Source organism: Kitasatospora sp. NPDC059327 (assembly GCF_042752535.1).
Taxonomy (GTDB): domain Bacteria; phylum Actinomycetota; class Actinomycetes; order Streptomycetales; family Streptomycetaceae; genus Kitasatospora.
Window position 1 is genome coordinate 1 of the sequence record NZ_JBHYYB010000052.1, and the last position, 22,244, is coordinate 22,244.

Annotated in this window: 16 protein-coding genes; 1 reads left to right on the top strand and 15 read right to left on the bottom strand. The window is 72.6% G+C overall.

Annotation, left to right across the window (positions count from 1 at the left end; translation table 11 throughout):
- Window positions 1-73: 73 nt before the first annotated feature.
- The 14 genes from ACFXHB_RS27365 to ACFXHB_RS27430 all read right to left on the bottom strand — a co-directional run bounded on the left by ACFXHB_RS27365 (window position 74) and on the right by ACFXHB_RS27430 (window position 20,079).
- Window positions 74-1,117 carry a PfkB family carbohydrate kinase gene (locus tag ACFXHB_RS27365; RefSeq protein WP_380577305.1) on the bottom strand — a complete coding sequence of 348 codons (1,044 nt, stop codon included), beginning with the start codon at window positions 1,115-1,117 and terminating at the stop codon, window positions 74-76.
- Window positions 1,114-1,746 (bottom strand): bifunctional 4-hydroxy-2-oxoglutarate aldolase/2-dehydro-3-deoxy-phosphogluconate aldolase, encoded by a 633-nt coding sequence (locus ACFXHB_RS27370; protein ID WP_380577306.1) that lies wholly within the window; start codon window positions 1,744-1,746, stop codon window positions 1,114-1,116. The genes ACFXHB_RS27365 and ACFXHB_RS27370 overlap by 4 nt, the downstream gene beginning before the upstream one ends.
- A complete protein-coding gene (gene kduD / locus ACFXHB_RS27375) occupies window positions 1,743-2,504 on the bottom strand; it encodes a 2-dehydro-3-deoxy-D-gluconate 5-dehydrogenase KduD (protein WP_380577307.1) in 762 nt (253 codons plus the stop codon). Before kduD ends, ACFXHB_RS27370 begins: the two co-directional genes overlap by 4 nt.
- The gene (locus tag ACFXHB_RS27380; RefSeq protein WP_380577308.1) at window positions 2,501-3,580 is read right to left on the bottom strand and encodes a zinc-binding dehydrogenase; all 1,080 of its coding nucleotides are present in this window, start codon (window positions 3,578-3,580) and stop codon (window positions 2,501-2,503) included. Before ACFXHB_RS27380 ends, kduD begins: the two co-directional genes overlap by 4 nt.
- Entirely contained in the window at window positions 3,577-4,014 is a 438-nt protein-coding gene (locus tag ACFXHB_RS27385) for an RbsD/FucU domain-containing protein (protein ID WP_380577309.1), read from the bottom strand. The genes ACFXHB_RS27380 and ACFXHB_RS27385 overlap by 4 nt, the downstream gene beginning before the upstream one ends.
- Window positions 4,005-4,904 carry an amidohydrolase family protein gene (locus ACFXHB_RS27390; protein WP_380577310.1) on the bottom strand — a complete coding sequence of 300 codons (900 nt, stop codon included), beginning with the start codon at window positions 4,902-4,904 and terminating at the stop codon, window positions 4,005-4,007. Before ACFXHB_RS27390 ends, ACFXHB_RS27385 begins: the two co-directional genes overlap by 10 nt.
- Complete coding sequence (locus ACFXHB_RS27395) at window positions 4,897-6,231, bottom strand: enolase C-terminal domain-like protein (protein WP_380577312.1); 1,335 nt, start codon at window positions 6,229-6,231, stop codon at window positions 4,897-4,899. Before ACFXHB_RS27395 ends, ACFXHB_RS27390 begins: the two co-directional genes overlap by 8 nt.
- Window positions 6,232-6,321: 90 nt before the next feature.
- A complete protein-coding gene (locus ACFXHB_RS27400) occupies window positions 6,322-7,365 on the bottom strand; it encodes an ABC transporter permease (protein ID WP_380577314.1) in 1,044 nt (347 codons plus the stop codon).
- The gene (locus ACFXHB_RS27405) at window positions 7,358-8,917 is read right to left on the bottom strand and encodes a sugar ABC transporter ATP-binding protein (protein ID WP_380577315.1); all 1,560 of its coding nucleotides are present in this window, start codon (window positions 8,915-8,917) and stop codon (window positions 7,358-7,360) included. The genes ACFXHB_RS27400 and ACFXHB_RS27405 overlap by 8 nt, the downstream gene beginning before the upstream one ends.
- Window positions 8,918-8,974: 57 nt before the next feature.
- Window positions 8,975-10,036, bottom strand: a complete 1,062-nt coding sequence (locus ACFXHB_RS27410) for a sugar ABC transporter substrate-binding protein (RefSeq protein WP_380577316.1) — start codon at window positions 10,034-10,036, stop codon at window positions 8,975-8,977.
- A 339-nt stretch (window positions 10,037-10,375) separates the two neighbouring features.
- On the bottom strand, window positions 10,376-13,291 hold the full coding sequence (locus ACFXHB_RS27415; protein WP_380577317.1) for an RICIN domain-containing protein: 2,916 nt from the start codon (window positions 13,289-13,291) through the stop codon (window positions 10,376-10,378).
- Between the two features lie 675 nt (window positions 13,292-13,966).
- Window positions 13,967-15,913 (bottom strand): RICIN domain-containing protein, encoded by a 1,947-nt coding sequence (locus ACFXHB_RS27420; RefSeq protein WP_380577318.1) that lies wholly within the window; start codon window positions 15,911-15,913, stop codon window positions 13,967-13,969.
- Between the two features lie 545 nt (window positions 15,914-16,458).
- On the bottom strand, window positions 16,459-18,606 hold the full coding sequence (locus ACFXHB_RS27425) for a family 20 glycosylhydrolase (RefSeq protein ID WP_380577319.1): 2,148 nt from the start codon (window positions 18,604-18,606) through the stop codon (window positions 16,459-16,461).
- Window positions 18,607-19,224: 618 nt separating this feature from the next.
- On the bottom strand, window positions 19,225-20,079 hold the full coding sequence (locus ACFXHB_RS27430) for a helix-turn-helix domain-containing protein (RefSeq protein ID WP_380577320.1): 855 nt from the start codon (window positions 20,077-20,079) through the stop codon (window positions 19,225-19,227).
- Between the two features lie 83 nt (window positions 20,080-20,162).
- On the opposite strand from ACFXHB_RS27430, the gene ACFXHB_RS27435 reads away from it, so the two are divergent.
- Window positions 20,163-21,059, top strand: coding sequence for a phytanoyl-CoA dioxygenase family protein (locus tag ACFXHB_RS27435; RefSeq protein WP_380577321.1), 897 nt, complete (start codon window positions 20,163-20,165; stop codon window positions 21,057-21,059).
- A 139-nt stretch (window positions 21,060-21,198) separates the two neighbouring features.
- On the opposite strand, the gene ACFXHB_RS27440 is transcribed toward ACFXHB_RS27435, so the two are convergent.
- The gene (locus tag ACFXHB_RS27440; RefSeq protein WP_380577322.1) at window positions 21,199-22,125 is read right to left on the bottom strand and encodes an RICIN domain-containing protein; all 927 of its coding nucleotides are present in this window, start codon (window positions 22,123-22,125) and stop codon (window positions 21,199-21,201) included.
- Between the last annotated feature and the right edge of the window lie 119 nt (window positions 22,126-22,244).

A 22,244-nucleotide genomic window follows, 5' to 3' on the forward strand; every position in this document is an offset into this window, starting at 1 on the left:
CGCCTGTGCCCCCTCCCATCGAGAGGGGGCACAGGCGCTCCGGAGCCTTGGCTGCCGCCGGACGTGCTCCGGATCAGCGGCTGACGTGGGCCGATCCGCCCGCGATGAGCGCCTCGACCTCGGCGAGCGTGGCCATCGACACGTCTCCGGGGGTGGTCATGGTCAGCGCGCCGTGGGCGGTGCCGTAGTCCAGGGCACGCTCCAGGCCGGCGCCGCCGAGCAGCCCGTGGATCAGGCCGGCGGCGAAGCCGTCGCCGGAGCCGATCCGGTCGAGCACGTGCAGGGCGGGCATGCGGCGCCCGGCGACGAAGCCGGTCTTCGCCGACCAGGCGGCCGAGGACCAGTCGTTGATCCCGGCCGACGGTACCTCGCGCAGGGTCGTCGCCAGCACCTCGGCCCCGGGCAGGAGGCGGGCGACCTCGGCGAGCGCGTCGGCCACCTCGCCGGCCCCGACACGGGTCTGCCCCGGGTGCGTTCCGACCAGGCCCAGCGCGCCGACCACGACATCGGCGTGCCGGGCGAGGCGCAGGTCCACCTCGCGGGCCCGGACGGCGCCGCCCCGACCGGCCCAGAGGCTGGCACGGTAGTTGGGGTCGTAGGAGACGGTGACCCCGTGCCGGCGGGCCGCGGCCATGGCCTCGTCGGCGACGTCGACGGTGCTGTCCGACAGGCCGGCGAAGACGCCGCCGGTGTGGAACCAGCGCACCCCGGCGGAGAAGACCGCGTCCCAGTCCACCTCGCCCTCGCGCAGCTGCGAGACGGCCGTGTTCGCGCGGTCGCTGACACCGAGCGCGCCGCGGATCCCGTAGCCGCGCTCGACGAAGTTCAGGCCGTTGCGCGCGGAGCCGCCCACACCGTCGTCGGGCACCCAGCGGATCATCGAGGTGTCGACACCGCCCTGGAGGATCAGGTCCTCGACGAGGCGGCCCACGGCATTGTCCACGAGGGCCGTGACCACCGCCGTGCGCAGACCGAAGCAGCGGCGCAGCCCGCGGACGACGTTGTACTCGCCGCCGCCCTCCCAGACCCGGAACGAGCGGGCGGTGCGGATCCGGCCCTCGCCCGGGTCGAAGCGCAGCATCACCTCGCCGAGCGCGATGACCTCGGGGCCGTTCACCTCGTACTCCTCTCGACGGCCCGGGCGGTCAGCCGCCGGATCTCGTCGTAGTCCTCGTGCTCCAGGAGCGCCCTGGTGGCCATCCAGCTGCCGCCGACCGCGCGGACCGCCGGGTGCGCGAGGTAGTCGGGCAGCCGGGCGAGCCCGATGCCGCCGGTCGGTACGAAGCGCGCCCGGGGGAAGGGCGCCGCCAGGGCGCTCAGCAGCCGGGCGCCGCCGAGCGGTTCGGCGGGGAACAGCTTGACCGTGTCCAGCCCCGCCTTCAGCGCGGTCATCAGCTCGGTCGCGGTCGCGATGCCCGGCACCACGGGCACCCCCAGCGCGCGGCACCTGGCGACGACCTCCGCGTCGAAGCCGGGCGAGACCACGAAGCGGGCCCCGGCCTCCACCGCGCGCTCGGCCTGTTCGGGGGTGAGCACCGTGCCCGCGCCGACGGTGAGGCCACCGTGGGCGGCCATCGTCCTGAGCACGCTCGTGGCGCCCGGAGTGCGGAGGGTGACCTCGGCGCACCGGGCGCCGCCCGCCGCGAGCGCGTCGGCCAGCGGGCCGGCGGTCGCGGCGGACGGCACGGTCAGCACCGGCAGGAGACGGGCCCCGGCCAGTGCGGCGTCCAGCAGGGTGCCGGTCATCGGCCGAGCCATCCACCGTCGACGGGCAGCACGATGCCGTGCACGTAGGCGGCGGCGTCCGAGGCCAGGAACACGGTGGCGCCCGCGAGGTCGTCGGGGCCGCCCCAGCGGCCGGCGGGGATGCGCTCCAGGATGGCCTTGCTGCGCGCCGGGTCGTCCTGGAGCGCCTGGGTGTTGTCGGTGGCGATGTAGCCGGGCGCGATGGCGTTGACGTTGACGCCGTGCGCGGCCCACTCGTTGGCCAGCGCCTTGGTGAGGCCGGCGATGCCGTGCTTGGCGGCGGTGTAGCCGGGGACGGTGATGCCGCCCTGGAAGCTGAGCAGCGAAGCCGTGAAGACGATCTTCCCGCGGCCGCGGGCCACCATCGCCGCGCCCACCGCGCGGGTCAGCGTGAACTGCGCGCTCAGGTTGACCTGGAGGACCGTGTCCCAGTCGGTGTCCGGGTGTTCGGTGGCGGGGGCGCGGCGGATCGTGCCCGCGTTGTTGACCAGGATGTCCACCGGCCGGTCGCGGCCCGCGAGGGCCGTGCCCAGGGCCCGGACGGCGTCGGGGTCGGCGAAGTCGGCGCGGATCGCCTCGAAGGTCCGGCCCGCGGCGAGGACGTCCTTCTCCACCTCGCTGCCGGACTCCTCCAGCGTGGCGCTGACGCCGATGACGTCGGCGCCCGCTTCGGCGAGCGCGCGGGCCATGGCCCGGCCGATGCCACGCCGGGCTCCGGTGACGACGGCGAGCTTCCCGGTGAGGTCGAAGGGCGTCATGCGGCGTCTCCCTGGGTGTGGTCGGCCGGAGCGCGGTCGGCGCCGTCGGTGGGCTCCGCGGCGCAGTCCAGCAGGATCTTCATCACGTCGCCGCCGCCCTCCAGGGCCTCGAACGCGGCGGCGGCCTGGGTGAGCGGTACGACCTTGCTGATCAGCCGCTCGGCCGGGATCGTGCCGTCGGCGACCAGGGTGACCGCCTTCTCGAAGTCGGCGCGGTCGTAGAGCCTGGCTCCGACCAGGGTGAGTTCGCGCCAGAAGAAGCGGTGCAGGTTCACCTCGCGGGGGCGGGGGTGGATGGCCACGAGGCACAGCCGTCCGCGCGCGGCCAGCACGTCGACCGCCGTGTCCACGCCGCCTGCCGCGCCGGACACCTCGAAGGCGACGTCCGCGCCCGCGTCCCCGGTCCACTCCCGGACCAGCGCCGGCACGTCGTGCTCGGCCGGGTTCCAGGCCGTCAGGCCCAACTCCTCGGCGAGCAGGCGGCGGTGGGCGCTCAGCTCGACGACCCGGACCTCGGCGCCGGCGTCCCGCGCGACCAGGGCGATGAGCATGCCGACCGGTCCGCCGCCGACCACGACGACCTTCTCACCGGCCCGGACGCCGGCCCGTCCGACGTCGTGCACGGCCACCGCGGTCGGTTCGACGAGCGCGGCCCGGTCCAGCGGGAGGGAGTCCGGCAGCCGGAGCAGGAGGGCGGCGGGCACGGTCCAGCGCTGCTGCATCGCGCCCGGCGAATCGATGCCGACGAAGTCGAGGTGGTGGCAGATGTGCTGGTGGCCGGCCCGGCAGGCCGGGCAGGTGTCGTCCCAGCGCAGCGGCATGACGGTGACCGCGTCCCCCGGTCGCCAGCCCTCCACCTCCGGGCCGACGCGGACGACGCGGCCGGACATCTCGTGTCCGAGGACGGCGGGCGCGAGCACCCGGGCGTCCATGTCGCCGTGGAAGATGTGCAGGTCGGTGCCGCAGATGCCGACGAAGGCGGGGGCCAGCTGCACCTCGCCGGGGCCGGGTTCGGGGGCTTCGGCGGGAGCCGTTCCAAGGGTTCGTGCGGCCAGGTAGCGGACTGCGAGTGTCATCGTGATCCCAGGGTTCCTTCGGCGCGGACGCCGATGGTGAGCAGCAGGTTGGCGTAGGTGCGGGTGTCCGCGGTGACGATGGCGAGGGCCAGGTCGGGCGAGCGGGCGGCGTCGTAGAAGGCGTGTCGGTCGAGCGCCTCGACCGGTCGGGGGGCCAGGGCGGAGCGGTACCCGGCGATGGCCGGCGGCTCCGGTTCGCCCTCGGGCGGCACCATCACGTGGGCCGACTCGACGGGCACCGCGCCCAGCAGGACGTCCAGCACGGTGGGGACGTCGAGCAGGCCCGGGGTCAGGTTGAGGTGGACGGTGTCGGCGCGCTCGCCGACGGCGGTGCCGGCGGGGTAGTGGCCGTCGGTGATCAGGACGCGGGCGCCGTGGCCGGCGCCGGCGAGCGACCGGAGGATTCCGGGGTGCAGCAGGTCGGTCAGGAGCACGGGGGTGGGTCCTCGCTCGTGTCGGACAGTCGGTAGAAGGAGGTCGCCGTGCCGGAGAGCACGGCCTGCTTCTCGCTCTCGGAGCAGTCGTCGAGCAGTTCCTCGACGGTGGCGGCCCAGCGGTTCCAGCCGCCGGCGAGGACGCACACCGGCCAGTCGGAGCCGAACATCAGCCGGTCGGGGCCGAAGGCGTCCAGCAGGACGGCCCACACCGGCCGGAGGTCGTCGATCGTCCACCTCCGGTGGTCCGCCTCGGTGATCAGCCCGGAGACCTTGCACCGCACGTGGGGGACCGCGGCCAGCTCGCGCACCCCCCGCTCCCAGTCGGACAGCGCCGGGCGGCCGACGGGCGGCTTGCCGGCGTGGTCCAGGACCACGGGCAGGTCGGGGAGGCGCCGGGCCAGGCGGACCGCCTGGGGGAGCTGGCCGGCGCGGATGAGGACGTCGTAGCCGAGGCCGCTGTCCCGGACGGCCCGCAACCCCCGCTCGACGGCGGGGCGTTGGAGCCACTCGGGGTCGGACTCGCCCTGCACGATGTGCCGCAGGGCTCGCAGGTACCCGCCGCCGGGGCCGGAGCGCAGGGCATCGAGCGTGTCGCCGATCGCGGGCGAGGTGAGGTCGGCCCAGCCGACGACGGCGCCGATCAGCTGCTCCCGCTCGGCGAGGGCCAGCAGCTCCCGCGTCTCGGGGACGGAGGTGACGGACTGGACGAGCACGGTGCGCGCCAGCCGCCGTCCGGCGATCGCCCGGTTCGCGGAGCGGGTCAGGTCCTGGATCCCGTACGTGCGGCGGATCGGCTCGTGGCCGGGCTCGTCCAGCCAGGGCTGGGGCCGGTGGTCCAGGTCCCACACGTGGTGGTGGGCGTCGATCAGGGGAGGCGGCTCAGACACGGGCGGACCAGACCGGGCCGTCGGGGTAGGTGTACTCCTTGAGGGACTCGGGGTGCATCTGCGCGCTCAGCCCGGGAAGGGTGGGGGCGAGGTAGTGGCCGTCGGTGACGCGGACCGGGTCGACGAAGTGCTCGTGCAGGTGGTCGACGTACTCGATGACCCGGTCCTCGACCGTGCCGGAGACGGCCACGTAGTCGAACATCGACAGGTGCTGGACCATCTCGCAGAGGCCGACGCCGCCGGCGTGCGGGCAGACCGGCACGCCGAACTTGGCGGCGAGCAGCAGGATCGCGATGTTCTCGTTGACGCCGCCGACCCGTGCGGAGTCGATCTGCACGATGTCCACCGCGCCGGCCTGGAGGAGCTGCTTGAAGACGACCCGGTTGGCGATGTGCTCGCCGGTGGCGACCTTGACGGGAGCGACGGCGCCGCGGACGGCGGCGTGGCCGAGGATGTCGTCGGGGGAGGTGGGCTCCTCGATCCAGTACGGCTGGTAGGGGGCCAGGGCGCTCATCCAGTCGATCGCGTCCTGGACGTCCCAGCGCTGGTTGGCGTCCACCGCGATGCGGATCCCGTCGCCGACGGTGGCGCGGGCGGTGCGCAGGCGCCGCACGTCGTCCTCCAGGGAGGCGCCGACCTTGAGCTTGATCTGGGTGAAGCCGTCGGCGACGGCCTCGCGGGCCAGCCGGGCGAGCTTCTCGTCGGAGTAGCCGAGCCAGCCCGGTGTGGTGGTGTAGGCGGGGTAGCCCTGTTCGAGCAGCCGGCCGATCCGCTCCTCGCGACCGGGTTCGGCGCGACGCAGGATCTCCAGGGCCTCCTCGGGGGTCAGGGCGTCGCTGAGCCAGCGGAAGTCGACCTGCGCGACCAGCTCCTCCGGCGACATCTCGCCCAGGAACCGCCAGACGGGCTTGTCGACGCGCTTGGCGGCGAGGTCCCAGGCGGCGTTGACGACCGCGCCGACGGCCATGTGGATGGCGCCCTTCTCCGGCCCCAGCCAGCGCAGCTGGGGGTCGTGGACGAGGGTGCGGGAGAAGGCGCCGAGGTCGGCGCAGACCTCGTCGACGGACAGGCCGACCACGTGGGGCGCGAGGGCCGCGATGGCGGCGGCCTGCACGTCGTTGCCGCGCCCGGTGGTGAAGGCCAGGGCGTGGCCCTCCAGCTCGTCGTCGGCGTCGGTGCGCAGGACGACGTACGCGGCCGAGTAGTCCGGCTCGGGATTCATCGCGTCCGAGCCGTCGAGGTGCTCGGAGGTGGGGAAGCGCACGTCCAGGACGTCGAGCGCGGTGATGCGGGCGGGCGCGGGGGAGGTGGGCAGGGCGGATGACATGGCGGTGACTCCTGTGGGGGCAGGGGCGCGAGGCCCCTGTGACGAGAGGGGGAACGGTGGCGGGGTGCGGCGGCGTGCGGGCCGCCCGGGTCACTCCTGGGCCTTGCCGCCCGTGATGCGCGAGATGATCAGCGCCACCAGGATGATCAGGCCGTTCAGGGCGCCGATCCACTGGGCGGGGACGCCCGCGAGGGTGAGCACGTTCTGGATCATGAAGAGGAGCAGGATGCCGCTGAAGGCGCCGAACATGGTGCCCTTGCCGCCGTTGAGGCTGATCCCGCCGATGACGGCGGCCGCGAACACGGTGAAGATGTAGCCGTCGCCCTGGGCCGCGGCGACCGAGGCCAGCCGCCCGGAGAGCAGCAGCCCGGCGAGGGCGGCGAGCACGCTGCCGCTGACGATGACGATCCACAGCACCCGGTCGGTCCGGATGCCCGCCGCCTTCGCCGCGTCGACGTTGCCGCCGATCGCGTACAGGGAGCGGCCGAAGCCGGTCCAGCCGAGGACGACGATGGCCACGGCGAACAGCGCCAGACAGATCCAGATGGACGCCGGCATCCCGAACCACTGGGCGGTGCCCAGGTAGAGCATGGAGGACGGCAGCCGGAAGAAGGTCTGACCGCCGGAGAGGCCGGTGAGGATGCCGCGCAGCACGATCAGCATGCCGAGGGTGACGATGAACCCGTTCAGCCCGAAGCGGATGATCAGCAGGGCGTTGACCACGCCGACGAGCGCGCCCACGGCGAGGGTCACCGGGACGGCCCAGGCTCCGGAGAGCAGGCCGAGCCCGTGCCCGGCGCCGGTCGGGACGACCAGCAGGGCGGCGACGCCGGGGGCGAGTCCCATGGTGGACTCCAGGGACATGTCCATCTTCTTGACGATCAGGATCATCGTCTGGGCCAGCACCAGCAGGGCGATCTCGGACATGGTCTGCAGGACGTTGACGAGGTTGTCGGCCTGCAGGAACACCGGGTTGACGATCTGGCCGACGATCGCGATGACCACGATCGCGGGGACGAGGGCCAGGTCGCGGAGCCGGGCCAGCGGCACCCGGCCGCCGAACAGCGCGGTCCGCTTCGCCGCCGGTTCGGCGGCCTTGGGGGCGGGGGTGTCCACGAGGACGGTGTCAGGCATTGAGGTCCACTCCTTCCATCGCGGCCACGAGGTCGTGATCGTGCCAGCCGCGGGCGATCTCCGATGTCACACGGCCCTGGAACATCACGAGGACCCGGTCGCACATGCGCAGGTCGTCGAGTTCGTCGGAGGCGATGAGCACTCCGGTGCCGGTCTGCGCGGTCTCCTCGACCTTGCCGAGGAGGAATTCCTTGGACCGCACGTCCACGCCCGCGGTGGGGTTGATCAGGACGAGCAGCCGGGGGTCGTCGGCGAGGGCGCGGGCCATGACGACCTTCTGCTGGTTGCCGCCGGACAGGGCGGAGACGGGCAGGTCGGGTCCGGGGGTCTTGATCGCCAGCCGCTCGATCATGCTCCCGGCGAGCCGGTCCCGGCGGGCGTGGCTCAGGAAGCCGTTGCTGCCGATCCGGCCCGGTACGGACAGGGTGGCGTTGTCCGCGATCGACATGTCGGGCACGAAGCCCTGGTGGTGCCGGTCCTGCGGGACGAATCCGGCACCCGCGGCCAGCGCGGCCGGCACGCTGCCCGGTCGGGGCCGGTTGCCGGCGATCCGCAGGTCGCCGCTGTCGGCGGCCAGCAGGCCCACGACGGTCTCGGCGATCTCGGTCCGGCCGCTGCCCGAGGCCCCCGCGAGTCCGACGATCTCCCCGGCGGCGACCCGGAAGGTGACGTCGTCGTAGGTCTCGCCGCTCATGCCGTGGACGCTCAGCGCGGGCGTGACGCCGGGGTCGGCGCTGCTCACCCGCTCCTCGCGCCGGGCGGCGGCCTCGCCGGTCATGGCGGAGACCAGCTCGCCCCGGGGCAGCTCCGCGACGGGCGCGGTCACGATGTGCCGGGCGTCCCGGAACACCGTCACCGTGTCGCAGATCTCGTAGACCTCCTGGAGGTGGTGACTGATGAACAGGAAGGTCACGCCCTGGTCCTGCAGGTCGCGGATCCGGTCGAAGAGCCGGTTGATGGCCGCCGCGTCGAGCTGGGCGGTCGGCTCGTCCAGGATGATGAACCGGGCCCCGAAGGACAGCGCCCGGGCGATCTCCACGAACTGCCGCTGCTCCACGTCGAGATCGCCGGCCGGGGTCTGCGGATCGACGTCCACCGACCAGGTCGTCAGCAGCTCCTCCGCGCGGCGGCGCACACCGGCCCAGCTGATCAGGCGGCCGCGGGCGGCGGCGTGCCGGTTCAGGAAGAGGTTCTCCGCGACGGTCAGGGTGGGGATGATCGTCGACTTCTGGTAGACGCAGGCCACCCGCCGGCGCCAGGCGTCGCGGTCGGCCGGCCTCGGTGCCGGGTCGCCGCCGAAGGTGACCGTTCCCTCGTCGGGTGTCTGGAGGCCCGTGAGGACGGACACCAGGGTGGATTTCCCGGCCCCGTTGCGGCCGACCAGTGCGTGGGTCTCGCCGGGCCTGATGGTGATCCGGGCTCCGTCGAGGGCCACGGTCGGACCGAATCGTTTCACTATGCCCGTCGCCTCGACGACGGGCGGGTCCGCGAGGATCCGCCCGTCGGCTGCCGGGCCGGGCGCGGGGCCGACCACTCGCTCCCCGTCGCTCATCTCAACCGCCTTTGTTCGCTTGCCGTGGGTTCACCGATGGGTCACCGACCGGGGAGGTCAGCCGACGTTGTTGCCCCAGAGGGACTTGTCGTCGCTGCGCACACTGGCCACGCCGCCGTAGGTGCCGCCGTCGGCGGTGACGAGCGGGGCCGAGAGCTGGTCCTCCAGCAGCCCGTCGCGGACCTGGATGATCGTGCTGTCGTGGTCGGTCGGGCCGGGCTGGAAGGTCTTCCCGTCGATCGCGGCCCGCAGGTAGTGCAGGGCGTACTGGGCGTAGAGGTCGGCCGGCTGGGAGACGGTCGCGTCGATCTTCCCGTCGGCTATGTTCTTGAGCTCCTCGGGGATTCCGTCGTTGGAGACGACGAAGACGTGCTTCTCGTCCTTCGGGTCCACCAGCAGGCCCGCCTGCTTCAGGACCTGGAGCGTGCCGGCGAGGGCGAAGCTGGACTGCATGTAGACGCCCTTGATGTCCGGGTTGGCGATGAGGTCCGTCTGGAGCTTCTGCGCGGCGACCGCGCCGTCCCAGTTGGTGGCCTCGCCGAACACCTTGATGTCCGGGAAGTTCTTCTTCATGCAGTCGTTGAACGCCTCGGTGCGGTCACGGCCGTTGATGGAGGACAGGTCGCCCTCCAGCATCACGACCTTGCCCTTGCCGCCCAGCTTGGTGCCGAGGTACTGGCAGGCCTTCTCGCCGTACGCCCGGTTGTCGGCCCGCACCACCATGAAGACCTTGCCGGTGTCCGGGCGGGTGTCCACGGTCACGACCGGGATCTTCTTCGCGGCCAGCTGGTCCAGGGTCGGGGCGATGGCGGCGGTGTCCTGCGGGGCCATCGCGATGCCCTTGACGCCCTGGCTGATGAAGGTCTGGGCGTTGGCGGTGAGCTTGGCGACGTCGCTCTGGGAGTTGGTGGTCTTGAGGGACAGGCCGAGCTTCCCCGCGTACCCGGGCGTGTACTTGATGTACGAGTTCCAGAAGTCGGTGTCGGAGCGCGGGTAGTCGACGCCGATCAGTGGCTGGCTCGACGAGGAGGAGGTCCCCGTCCCGGAGCCGCAGGCGCTGAGCAGCGCCAGTGCTGAGATCGCGGAGACGGAGGAGCAGAGGGCGGTGCTGAGTCTCATCGGTGGTTCCTTGCGGTGGTCCCGAGGTGGGAGACGGACGCCGAACGGTGACGGCCCGCGTGTCACAGTTCTAAGAGATGGGATGTTTATAGATCTCGGCCGAAGAGGCTGTCAATGCCTCGGTCGACACCTGCCGGAAATCAGGCGGTTCATCCAGCCTTCGCCGACTGCGGGCCCCTGGCTGGGGTAGAATTGATCCCATCAATGACGGGGATCGGGGGGTGGCATGTGTCCGAAGCAGCCCGGGCCGCCCGGGTGGTCCGGGCGGCCCGGTGACGTCGGAGCGGGGCCGTGACGGCGGCGACGCCGGGTCGCCGCCGGTTCACGCACCCGGGGCCGTCACACGGCTTCGAGCCTCCACTCCTGGCCGGCGCCGCCCCCCGGGGAGGACTGGACGACCGGGGCGGCGTTGGCGGTGGACCCGCCCCGCACGTCCGCGCACAGGCCGCTCCTGACGTTGACCAGGCGGTAGTGGCCGCCGGTGCCCGCCGGCACGAGCTTCCACCACTGGTGGGTGCCGTTGGTGTCCGATCGCTGGTCGAGGGCCCCGCCGACGGTGCCGGAGGCGCTCGGGTCCTCCAGCACCTTGCCGCTCCTGACGCTGGAGAGCCGGAAGGAGCCGTCCTGGTTCGGGAGCAGCAGCCACCGCTGGTTGGTGCTGCCGGACCAGGGGTACTGGATGACCGCGGCGCCGTCGGCGCTGGAGCCTCCGAAGACGTCCATGACCTGGCCGCTGTTGCGGTTGACCAGCTTGAACTCGCCGGTGAGCGGGCCGACGTCGAACAGGCCGACGGTGATCGTGGTGCGGGTGCCGGCGGTCAGCGACACCACCCGGGCGTGGTTGCCGAGCGGCGAAGTGGCGACACTCGCGCCGGTGCTGACGGAGGTCATGCCGCGCCGGCAGACGAACGTGATGTTCTGGGTGATGTCGGAGACGAGCACGACGGTGGCCGTGCGGGCGGCGGTGTCCCAGGACAGCGACTCGACGGTGACGCGGTTGCGGCCGCGGACGCCCTTGATGCTGCCCTTCGCCAACTGGTCGGGCAGCGCGGGGAGGATCTCCAGGACGCCGGGGCGCGAGTAGACCAGTGCCTCGCCCAGGATGCCGGGGATGGCGTTCGCCGCGTCGCAGTTGTAGGTGGTGAGGTTGGGGTTGTGGGCGGTCATCAGCGACCGGAAGACCATGTTCCGGCCGTAGATCTTCAGCAGGTTGTCGTAGACGCCGGGGGCGTCCTTGAGGCGGGCGCGGGCCAGCGCGCGGTGCAGGCTGCCGTGGGCCGAGTAGTTCTCGTCACCGCGCTTGTCCAGGGCCTTGCGGGCGGAGATGACCAGGTCGGGCCGCTCCTCGGGGTTGATCTCGTGCAACGGCCAGGCGCCGTGCAGGTGCGCGATGTGCCGGTGGTTGTAGCGGTCGGTCAGTCCGGGCCAGGACCACTCGGCGAGCGCCCCGTCACCGTTGACGGTGTAGTCGGGCAGCTTGGCCAGCAGCGCGGTCCAGCGGGCCACGCCCTTGCCGCCGCCCTGTTCCAGACCGAGCGTGTTGGCCGCGTCGATGGCGGCCCGCAGGGCGTGCCGGCCGGCCATGACGTCGCCGGTGGCGTTGATGGCGAAGTACCTGCCCGTGCTGCTCGGGCTGTTCTCCATGGAGAAGGAGGGCACGAAGACGGCCTTGCCGTTCGCGTCCGTGCGGGTGAGGAAGTCCTCGTAGAACAGCGCCAGTTCCATCAGGGCGGGGCCCAGCTTCTCCCGCAGGAAGGTGATGTCGCCGGTGATCTCGTAGTGCTCCAGCAGCGGGTAGAGCAGCCAGTCGGCGCCGCCGGTCCACGTCTGGCCGGGGAAGCCGCCGTCGTCGAAGTGCAGCATGCGCCCGTGCTCCCCGTCGGTACGGGAGGGGGCGAGGAAGCCGCGGGCGCCGTAGAGGTTGGTGGCGTTCGTGCGCCAGTCGGCGAGCTGGCCCAGGACGAGGTCGAAGTAGCTCTGCATGGAGTCGCCCAGGTTGAGGATGTTGCCCCCCGCCACCTGGAGGTTGATGTTGGCGTCGGTGGTGATGTCGTCCGCCCAGGCACCCCGCCAGCTACCGCTCCAGATCCCGGTCAGGCGCGGTGGCAGGACGCCGCTGGAGCTGATGAACAGGTACCGGCCGGAGTCGTACATCCGCTCCAGCAGGGCGATGTCGACGGCTGAGGTGGTGGTGTTCTGCCGGGCGATCAGCTCACTGGTGCTCAGCCGGCGATCGGCGGCGGAGACGTTCAGGTCGATGGCGGCGGAGCGGTCGTACATGCCCCGGTGCTTCGGGGTGTGGCGGTCCAGCAGGGCGGTGTAGTCGGCCGTCAGCCCCGCCAGGGCCGTCTGCAGGGGCCGGGAGTTCCACTCGGTGGGCGTCTCGTAACGGCCGAGCTTGGTCAGCAGCAGGACCTTGGTGGCCCGCGCGACCACCAGGGTCTGCCCGTTGACGGTGACCGAGGCGTCGCGGCCGGAGGCGACGACCCGGGTGACGCCCTCGTACCCGTAGGCGCCGCCGGACGGGTAGACGCCGCGCAGGTTGAGATAGCCCTCGCCGTTCGTGACCGTGGCAGTGGTGGCGAAGGAGACGTTGGAGGGCACGTCCGCGAGGGCGGTGTTGACGCTGAGGGTGGTGTCGACGGTGCGGCCGGTGGCCGGCAGCAGCTCGTGCACGATGACCCGGTCGGCGCGGGAGACGAAGACGCGGCGCTTCCAGGTGCCGTAGCCGTCGGTCCAGCTGTGGGTGATCTCGCCGGTGCGGAAGTCGGTGATCCGGGCGAAGTCGTTGACCGTGGTCATGCCCGGCGTGCTCAGTCGCAGCTCGTAAGCGGGGTGGAAGGTCTGCGTCCACCGCAGCTGCCAGCCGTTCGCGAAGGTCGACGAGGCTCCCGCGTAGTCGCCGGCCAGGGCCTTGTCCCGGGCCGCTCCGAGCTTGCCGGAGATCACCGGCGGCATGACGTCCCGGGTGCCGTTGGGCAGCACCAGCCGGTGGTGGTTGAGGACCATCGCCTCCAGGGCCGGGGCCCCGTAGTAGACGGCCCCGTACTCGCCGTTGCCGCTGAGGAACCCGTCGGTCCAGGCCGACGCGGCGGCGGCGTCCCAGATGCCGCGCTCGGGCAGGGTGACCTGGGGCGGCACGGCCGCGGCGGCCCGGGAGGCGAGGGCGAAGGAGGGGACGGCCGCGGCACCGGCCACCAGGGCTGCGGCGGTGAGGAAGTGACGACGGTTGAGGGGGAGGTCTGGCAGGGACATGGGGGCGACTCCGGGGTCGGACGAGGGGTGCGGGTGGGCACACGGGGCGAGATCACCGGGCCGGTGTGAGGGGGCGGCCCGGTGGCGCGCCGGAGGCGGCGAGGCCTGCCCGCCCCCGAGTCGAGGGCGGCGGTGAGGCCGGGGCGAAGCCCGGACCGTGCGGGCCTGTCGTGCGTGGGATCGCCAAGGCCGGAGGCCGTCGAACACACGGCCTCACGTGAGTGATCCCATCTCCCGCCGTGACGGCGGGACATGGGATGAATTAACGAGGATGGCGTCGGCCCCTGTCTAGATCCCGGACCGAAGAATCTTTAACCGGACTACTCTTACATGGACTTACGAAGGAATCGCGGCTGTTGAGAGGGTGCTGAGGAGGTGTAGTCCTCTTCGGCGAAGACCGGGATTGATGGGGTGGATTCGGTGCGAGAGGAGGAGGAACTCCCCGCTCCAGACGCGCTCCAGGAGGCCCGCCGCGAGCCGGTGGACCCACCTGCGGCAGCGGCGGGCGCCACCACCCCACCCGGACGTGGCGGCGCGCGCCGCGCCTCCTCCGTGAGGCCCGTGAGGCCGTCCCTGGTGTTCCGGAGGAGGCACGGCGGGTGGGCTGAACACGCCCGGGCCTCGGCCGCGGACCGCCCGCCGGCGGCGGCCCTGCCCGGCGCTTCCGACAGCGCGTCAGCCGACGGTGAACACCTGGAGATCCCCCCCGTCGTAGGGGCGTTGCTCGAACTGGGTGACCTCGGCGGCGCCCGCGGTGAGGTAGAGGCCGCTGTGGCGGTTGACCACGCGCACCCGTCCGCCGCCGGCGTCCTCCAGGCGCCACTCGTCGTCGGCGGGTCCGGCGGCCGTGTGGGTGCGCTGGACGACCTTCGCTCCGGCGGCCCGGGACGCGTTCTCCACGGCCAGGTCCTTCGCGCTCCTCTCGTTGACGATGCGTACGTGACCGTCCGCCAGCGGCCGGAACTCGAAGCGCTGGTTCGAGCTGCCGACGTTCGGGTAGCGGATGATCTGGGCGCCGTCGGCGACGCTGCCCGCGCGCACGTCGACGACGTGGCTCGTCCCGGCGATGGTCACCGTGCGGTACCCGGCCGGTACCGTCGCGACCGGAACGTTGACCTGGACCTCGGGCAGGGTGAGGTAGTCGGTGCCGGCGAGCTGGACCCGGACGAAGCGGCCCTCGGCACCCACGGCGACGGTCAGCTTCGTCGGTGCGGTGCCCCTGACGCGGGTCTTGCGCACCGCCGGGTCGGCCTGGATGTCCGCCCAGCTACGACCGGTGAGGTCGGTGTCCGACACCATGACGTCGAAGTCGGTGAGACGCTCGTAGCTCCAGTCCGTGCGGTTGAACAGTTCCACCGACCGGATCCGCTGCTTCGGGCCGAGGTCGACCTGCCACCACGGCTGCGCCTCGTTCCTGGTGTAGCTCGGGGTCGCCTGCGCGTAGACGCCGCTGGTGTTGCCGTCCACCGCGTTCCCGGCCTCCTCCACGCCGGGCCGGTTGGTGGAGGACTGGGTGGCGGGCTTCCTCAACGCCGCGTTGACGGTGGCCGGCACCGGCGCGCCGTACTGTTGGTCGGTGAAGACGGTCCGCCACTGCTGGTCGGCGAACCACTCCTGCACGGCGCGGGTGTAGTGGACACCGTCGCTGAAGATGCCGAAGTTCTGTGGGGCGTTGGGCTGGTAGAGGGGCGTACCCGTCGCCGAGGTGGCGTTCGCGGCGTCGAGCAGCCGGTAGGGGTGGGGCGTGGGTCCGCCGGCGATGGCGGTCACCGCCTCCGTGACGTACCGGGTCCGCGTCGCATCGTAGACGGTCGCGCGCGGACGGTAGAGGAAGACCGGGGTGGTGGGGGTGCCGCTGATCGTCCGCAGCGGTTCCAGGACGTTGAGAAGCGCCTGCCGGACCTGTCCGGCGTTGACCGTCGCGGGGTTCGCCGCCTCGGCCTCCCACTGGTTCCAGTGGATGCCGATGATCCGCGGCTGCTTGCCGGCCTCCCGCAGGGCCCGCAGACCGTTGGCGATCGTGTTCACCGCCCGCGGGAACAGGCTCGCGGCGTCGGCCGGGTCGCGGTCCGGCCACCAGAGGTTCCTCGTCGGCTCGTTGCCCTGGACGCCCTGGCTGCCCCAGGCCAGGTGGATCACGTTGAGGTCGGGCAGGGTCGTGCCCGCCGTCACGGCGCGCTCCCAGTGCAGCGCGGTCGCCGACGCGACGCTGTAGTTGAGGCCGCCGTTGTGCTCCTCGCCGAGGTTGGTGCCGGAGCAGGTGTACGGCGACCAGGTGGCCTGGGTCATCCCGGCCCGCTGGTTGTTCGTCCGGTTCAGCGCCTTGACGTGGCTGAAGGACTGGCACTGCGTCAGGTCCGTGGCGTCCCTGATCGGCGCCGCCCACCCGCCCGCGTTGCTCTGGCCGAGCACGATCAGCACCGGCGCGTCGTTCGCGCCGTACGGGGCCTCGGCGGGCGCCGCCGCCGACAGGGCGGGGAACACGGCGGCCGAGCCGGTCATCAGGGCGAGCGAGGCCACGAGCGAGGTGAAGGCGCGGCCGAGGGTGGTGCGTCCGGTGGGCGTTCCGTGCCGAGGGCGGTGGCTCTCGGCCGGCGGTGGGAGGGCGATTCTTCCTGACATGGCTGCGTACTCCTTACCGGGTGTCCTACAGGATGCTGGTCGGGTCGCTCTGCGCTCTCGGGGGAGTGACGGGTGGCAGCGGCTCGGTCCTGTCGACGGCACGGACGCGTCCTCGCGGTGCCTCCGGTGCGCTCCGGACCGTTCGTCCGGGCATTCGGAGCGCACGCGTCGGCCCATCGGCGGCGCTCTGTCCCGGGTACCCGACGGTGGCCGTGCCCGGAGTGGGGCATCGGTCGACGCTCTGACCGTGGGCGGCGTGCGGAAGCTGCCCGGCGGTCCCCGCGCGGACGGCCTCGAATCGCGGAGCGGTGACGACCGGTCCATCCGATGTCGGGTGGCTGCCCCCTGCCCCGCCCCGAGCCACGGGACGTCCCTCGAACGCAAAAGAGCCTCCTCGGGAAGACCGTCGTGGGCCTTCCCGAGGAGGAGTCGCGGGTGGGACTCCGCGTCCCGTCCTGTTACCGGACCGTTACCGGCAGGTTTCCGAGGGGCGGGCCGGGGCGACCGCCCCTCGGCAGGTGGCGCGGACGCCCGCCGCTACCGGGTCAGTCGATGGTCCACTTCTGGAGGGCGGTGCGCGAGGCGGCCCGCTGGGTGATCAGGGCGCCGTCGGCGGTCGAGGCCGTGGTGAGCAGGAATCCGGTCTTGACCGAGGTGATGGTGTGGCCGCCGCTCACCGGGGTGACGGTCCAGCGCTGGTTGCGGTTGCCGGTGCAGGCCCACTGGATGATCTTCGCGCCGGCGCTGGTGAAGCCGCGGTTCACGTCGGCGCAGAGCCCGGTGGCCTGGTTGACGAGCGCGTAGGTCCCGTCGTTGTAGCGGGTGAAGGACCACTTCTGGCCGGCACCGCCGGTCGTGCCCGCGGTGGTGAGCTGGGTGCTGGAGGTCGTGGAGGAACCCGGGACCTCCAGGGCCTTGCCGCCGATGGTGAGGGTGTGGACACCCTCCAGGCCGTTACCGGTCGTGCCGGCCCAGGCGACGCCCGGGGCGGGGTAGAAGCCGATGCCGGCGGCGGTCCAGCGGGGGCCGTGCTGGCCCAGGCGCTGTTGGAAGCTGGTCCAGTCCCGGGCGGACTGGGGGCTCCAGGCGACCTCGGCGAGGGCGGGCAGCCGGGGGAAGCTCATGAAGTCGGCGTAGTCCTTGGGTTCGGGCCACTTGGTGCCGCTGTTGGGCAGCTCGCTGCTGTCGTCGTAGGCGCGGTCGGCCCAGAGGGCGGCCGAGACGCCGGCGACGTTCTGGGCCGGGACGATGACGCCGGTGCCGTCGAGCTTGCCGGTGACGGTGGCCGGGTCCCACTCGTAGGACCGCTGCACCGGCACGTAGCCGGACCACTTCAGGCCGTAGCGGGTGGACTCGTCGTACTTCATGTCCAGGTAGGCCTGGCTGGACGGCGACATGATGAACTTGGCGCCCTGGGCGGCCCCTTCGCGCAGGTGGCGGATGCCCAGTGCCTCGTTCGCCGTGCCGATGGTCTTCCGGTCGTCGTCCTCGCCCCAGTACTGCAGGAGGCTGCCGGCGGGCAGGGGGGACTGGCCGAGCTGGTGCCAGCCGATCGCGGTCTTCTTCTGCGCGGTGGTCGCGTCGGTGGCCGTCTTGACGTAGGAGTCGTACTGCTCCTGGGTGGTGTCCCCCGGGACCTCGTCGCCACCGAGGTGGATGTAGGGGCCGGGGGTCATCTCGGCGACGGCCTTGATGACGGTCCGCAGGAAGTTCTGGGTGGCCTCCTTCTGCTTCGGCTCGCCCAGACAGAAGAGGCTGATCTTGATATCGAAGCCGGAGTAGGGCTTGGCGTACTTGTCGTCGCAGCGCAGTTCGGGCACCGAGGTCTGGGCGGCCCAGGTGTGGCCGGGGCCGTCGATCTCGGGCACCACGGTCATGAAGCGGGAGGCGGCGTAGGAGACGATCTCCTTGTAGTCCGCCGCCGTGTAGTACCAGTTCGTGCCGCCGGTGAAGCCGCTCTGCGTGCTCGCGCCGACCTTGGTCAGGTTGGGCAGGGCGTCGACGGCGATGCGCCAGCCCTGGTCGTCGGTCAGGTGCAGCTGCAACTTGTTGATCTTGTAGGCGGCGGCCTCGTCGATGTAGCGCTTGACCTGCTCGACGGGGAAGAAGCGGCGGGCGACGTCCAGCATCACGCCGCGGTACTCGTAGCGGGGCGAGTCGGAGATCTTCGCGGGCGCGATCGTCCACGCCCGGGACTGCTTGGTGCGGGACTCCACCGCGGCGGGGAGCAGCTGGCGCAGGGTCTGCACGCCCCGGAACAGGCCCTGGGCGCCGTACGCCGTGACGACGACGCCGTTCTTGTCGGTTGTGAGGGTGTATCCCTCGGCGCCCAGTTCCTTGGGGCCGTTGGGGTCCAGGACGACGGCCTTGTCCGGGGCCTTGGTCGTCTTCACCACCCGGAGGTCGAGGCCGGTCGCGGGGGCGAGCAGCTTCGACAGGTAGGTGCCGACGCCCACGGCCGCCGCGTCCTTGGACAGGACGGCGATCCGGGTTTTGGCGGAGAGGGTGAACTCGGTCCCGGGCAGCGCCTGTTGTGAGACCGGCTGCGGCACGACGGCCGCGCCGGGGGTGGGGACGGGGGCGGGAGCGGGGGTCTCGGCGGCGGCCGGCGTGAGCATGGCCGTGAGCGGGAGGGTGATGGCGGCGGTGGTGAGTGCGACGAGGTGTCGGCCTCGTCGGTGGGACCAGCGCATGGTTGACTCCTTCTGTGGGGGAAGGCAACGAAGCCGCCCGTTGAGCGGGCGACCGAGGGCGCGAGATCGCGCCTTGGTGGGGGGATGCGCAGGGCCGGTGCGCCGGGCACCGGGCCGCTGGGGTTCGTTCCGGTCGACGCCGTCGACCCGCATTCCCGTCGGGAATCCGCCGTGCTGCGGGTCGTTCGTGCCGACTGTCGGCACGCGCAGCCTATAGCGCGACAGAGCAGTGAATGCGCTCGGATTTGCTTCAATTGCGAATGTTTCAAGCACTTTCAACCACGAAGGTTGCAGTTGCCAGGGCGAGGCGTCAAGTCCTACCCGGCCGTAGCTTCCGGCGACACGGCTTCCCGTCCAGCTGTGCCCGGTATCCCGCACGGGGTGCGGAACTTGACGATCGGTGCGGTCGGGCCGGCGGTGCCCCCGGATTGCGACCAGGTGAAATCACGACTCGGTAACGCCCCGAGCTCGGTCCGCCGGTCGGGAGTCCTGATCGCCGAAGCGGACTGCGTCCACGTGCACGGTCGCTGAGGTTTCGTCATCCCGTGGAGGTGGAGAGTCGTGAGTGCTGTCGTAGGTCGTGGATTCGCGCTGTGCGCCGGGTCAGGCTGCGCCGGGTCAGGACTGCTGGCGGCGGAAGACCGTCGGCGGATCGCCCACGTAGCGCGTGAAGACCCGGGTGAAGTACGCGGGATCCGGGTACCCGACCTCCCTGGCGATGTGCGCGACCGGGCGGTCGGTGCCGGCGAGCAGGACCTTCGCGCGGTCGAGCCGCAGCCGCATCAGGTACTCCGTCGGTGTGGAACCGGTGAGGCGTCGTACGACCGTGGCGAGGGTGTCCCGGGAGACGGCCAGTTCCCTCGCCACCGCGCCGATCCGCACCGGCCCGTCGGTCCGGGCCAGCAGGTCGACGGCCCGGTGGCCGATGTCCCGGTGGCCGGTGTCCCCGCGCGTGGGTGCGGACGCGGGGGGCTCGTCGCGGCCGGTGCCCACCAGGCCGATCAGGGTGTGGGCGGTCGCCGACGCCATGACGTGGCCGGCGAGCGACTCCGGCCGGGCGAGTTCCTCCAGGAGGCGCACGAACAGCGCGCGCACCCCGCCGGGGTCGGCCGGACGGGCGGCGACGGGGGCGCCGCCGAGGTAGCCGAGGTCCTCGTAGCGCGCCGTCGCCGGGCCTTCGCACAGGATCCAGTACTCGTCCCAGGAGCCGCCGGTCGGACCGTAGGAGTGCGGAACGCCCGGCGGCAGCCAGAAGAACGAGCCGGGCCCGACCGGGTGCGTCCCGGGGCGCCCGTGCAGTTCCAGACACCCGGATCCCGCCGTGACCAGCACCCCGGCGTAACCGCTCAGCGTCCGGAGGACCCGGGTCGACGTCTGGCCGACGATCCGCCCGACTCCGGTGACCGCCAGTCCCAGGGCCCGCACGGCGTCCGGGGGAGTGCGGTAGTGGGCGGTGGAGGTGGAGTCCGGCACGGCTGCTGCCCCGTCGACAATCGTCCAAGTTCCTTCGGAATCCGTGCATTGTCCCACGCGTCGAACGCGGCCAGCATGCCGGTATGAGCGTTTCGCAGCGGCCCGCCCGCCCGCCGACAACAGTCCTGACGTCCAACGGCCACCGCCTGGACACCGGCCCGCGACGGCTGGGCGCACTCGAACCCGTCCCGCCCGCGGAGCGCCGGGACTTCGACGCGTTGCGGGCCCGTTTCGCCCGGGACGGTTACCTGTACCTGCCGGGCTTCCTCGACCGTGACACCGTCCTGGCGTTCCGCCGCCACTACTTCGCCACACTGGCGCCGAGCGGCCTGATCCGCGCGGGCTCCGACCCGGTGGAGGGCCTGGCGGCCACCGCCGCCGATCTCGACCGGGGGAGGTTCCGGGAACTGCTGTACGGCGAGATCGTTCCCGGCCGCGCGTACGAGGCGATCTGCCGGCACCCCGCACTCCTCGCGTTCTACCGCCGCTTCCTCGGCACCGACGAGCTCCACCTGCACCGCCGCCGGATCATTCGCCACGTGGGCCCCGGCGAGTCCGGCATCGGCACGGCGACCCAGGCGCACTACGACCTGGTCTATCTCCGTGAGGGCACGGACCGTGTCGTCTCCTCCTGGATCCCGCTGGGCGACTGCCCGCTCGCCCGGGGCCCGCTGATCTACCTGGAGGGCAGCCACCACCGGGTCAGGGCCGAGGAGGCCGCCGGCACGCTGCGACGCCCCGCCGCGTCGATCACCGCCGACCTGCCCGCCCTCGCCGAGGCCCACGACGCCCGTTGGCTGGTGACCGACTTCGCCGCGGGCGACCTGATGGTCCACAGCGCGCACATCGTGCACGCGGCCCTGGACAACCGGGACCCGGCCGGGCGGTTCCGGCTGTCCACCGACATCCGGTACCAGGCCGCCGCCGAACCGATCGACCCGCGCTGGCAGCGGCACTGGCACGACCGGGACGGCCTGTGAACGGCGCACCGGACCTCCGCCGCGCCTCCTCGGCCCGCACGGCGTTCCGGCGCCTGCTCACGATGGCCGAGCCGGTCCTCGCCGAGGTCTCCTGAGCCGGCGCCGCCGGGGCGGACGCCGCACCCTTCCGGCCGGCCGGCTACCGGCGTGGGCCGTAGTTCCAGTAGTGGTCCGGGTAGTCACCGCACGGGTACTGCATCAGCGGGGCCTCGGGGGCGCCGCTGCCGTGGGTGACGGCGAGACACTGGCGGCTGTTGCCGTTGACGAAACGGATGCCGCGCGGCCACTTCTCGATCGTCCAGGCCTGTCCGGGCTTGTTCCCGCACGCCGACTGGACGACCGGGGCGGCGGCCTCGGTGCTGGAGTCCCGGACGGTGAGACACAGGGCGCTGTTGTAGCTGACGATCCGGTAGTAGGTGTCACCCGCCGCGTCCGTGTGGGACTTCTGGGCCTCCCAGAAGTGGTCGGGGAAGTCCGCGCAGGGGTACTGCTGGACCTGCCGGCCCTCGTCCCGGCTGCCGCCGGCGATGGCCACGCACTGCAGGCTGTTGCCGTTCCTGATCTCCACCGACCCCGTCGGCGGCGTCATCGGGGTTCCGCCGAGGCGGCCGGGGTCCGGCGGATCGGGCAGCGGCGTGGTCGCCGGCGCGCTGGGGAGCGGCGAGGACGCGGGCCGCCCGCCCGCGGCCGACGGCGAGGGGGTGGCCAGTGGCGACGGGACGCCGGGCAGCGCCGTCGGAACCGGTGTCCCGGTGGGTGCGGGCAGCGGCGGTACGACGGGTGTTCCGGGGCTCGGGGCCGGCGGGAGGTCGGGCGCGGGAGCGGCCGGTGAGCCGCCCGGCCGCCCGGCGGGAGTCGGCCCCGGGGTGTCGACCGCCGCGGTCGGGGAGGTACCGGCGGTCGCTACGGCCGTCCCGGCGGCGGTGCCGGCCACCTGGGTGGCCGCCCCGACGGGGGTGTCGGCCGCTTGCGGAGCCGGTCCGTCGGAGGTGGGAGCCGCCGGGCCCAGGCGCTGGCCCACCAGCACCCCGGCCAGCACCAGCGTGGCGGCCAGCAGGGCCGCCACCGCGCCCGTCGCCGCGCCGGAACGGAGCGTGCGGCGCCGGGCGTGGGGGGGGGGCCCCCGCGCGCGGCGGCCGCGCCGGCCGCCGCGCCCGCCCCCACAACGGAGGGGGGAAGACGACG

What these genes read in the sequence shown, in the direction of transcription:
- ACFXHB_RS27370 (WP_380577306.1), bottom strand. Translation starts at nt 1,746, where the DNA reads ATGACCGGCACCCTGCTGGACGCCGCACTGGCCGGGGCCCGTCTCCTG.
- kduD (WP_380577307.1), bottom strand. Translation starts at nt 2,504, where the DNA reads ATGACGCCCTTCGACCTCACCGGGAAGCTCGCCGTCGTCACCGGAGCC.
- ACFXHB_RS27380 (WP_380577308.1), bottom strand. Translation starts at nt 3,580, where the DNA reads ATGACACTCGCAGTCCGCTACCTGGCCGCACGAACCCTTGGAACGGCT.
- ACFXHB_RS27395 (WP_380577312.1), bottom strand. Translation starts at nt 6,231, where the DNA reads ATGTCATCCGCCCTGCCCACCTCCCCCGCGCCCGCCCGCATCACCGCG.
- ACFXHB_RS27400 (WP_380577314.1), bottom strand. Translation starts at nt 7,365, where the DNA reads ATGCCTGACACCGTCCTCGTGGACACCCCCGCCCCCAAGGCCGCCGAA.
- ACFXHB_RS27405 (WP_380577315.1), bottom strand. Translation starts at nt 8,917, where the DNA reads ATGAGCGACGGGGAGCGAGTGGTCGGCCCCGCGCCCGGCCCGGCAGCC.
- ACFXHB_RS27410 (WP_380577316.1), bottom strand. Translation starts at nt 10,036, where the DNA reads ATGAGACTCAGCACCGCCCTCTGCTCCTCCGTCTCCGCGATCTCAGCA.
- ACFXHB_RS27415 (WP_380577317.1), bottom strand. Translation starts at nt 13,291, where the DNA reads ATGTCCCTGCCAGACCTCCCCCTCAACCGTCGTCACTTCCTCACCGCC.
- ACFXHB_RS27420 (WP_380577318.1), bottom strand. Translation starts at nt 15,913, where the DNA reads ATGTCAGGAAGAATCGCCCTCCCACCGCCGGCCGAGAGCCACCGCCCT.
- ACFXHB_RS27425 (WP_380577319.1), bottom strand. Translation starts at nt 18,606, where the DNA reads ATGCGCTGGTCCCACCGACGAGGCCGACACCTCGTCGCACTCACCACC.
- ACFXHB_RS27435 (WP_380577321.1), top strand. Translation starts at nt 20,163, where the DNA reads ATGAGCGTTTCGCAGCGGCCCGCCCGCCCGCCGACAACAGTCCTGACG.